The 464-nt window shown below is 28.7% G+C and carries 1 pseudogene; it reads left to right on the top strand.

What is annotated here, in order from left to right:
• Nucleotides 1–68: 68 nt before the first annotated feature.
• Nucleotides 69–464: pseudogene (locus AC2FB1_RS11120) on the top strand (IS3 family transposase); the annotation flags it as partial.

Raw genomic sequence — 464 nt, 5'->3', positions numbered from 1 at the left:
GTGGGAATGATATAAAAACACTTTCGTTGAATTCATATTAAAATGAATCATGCGGAGGTGTTTTTTCTATGAAAAGAATTTCTTATTCAGTAGAAACAAAGTATAAAGCAGTTGAAATGAAAGAATTAAATATTAGAAATAGAACACAAGTGAAAACTTGGTAGCGATGGTATCGAAATGGGGAAAATTACAGATTTTCACAACACGTTGGTAAACAATATATCTACGGTAAAGCATTAGAAGAGCTGTTAGAAGTAGAACAATTAAAATTAGAAAATAAGAGAAAAGATATAGAATTGGATATTTAAAAAAAGTACAAGGTATTGGAGAAGAGGTGGTACCAACAGTAGTCATAGCAATTAAAACAATCAAATTGATACTAGAAGTAGTATTAAACATACCTAAATCAACATATTACCGATGGAAAAACAAAACCTATAAAAATGATACTGTAACACAAAAAG

It is taken from the genome of Staphylococcus sp. CoH_129_LAB_1 (genome assembly GCF_058191515.1).
Note: the sequence above shows the minus strand (reverse complement) of the source record. Positions and strands in the feature narration are given on the sequence as shown.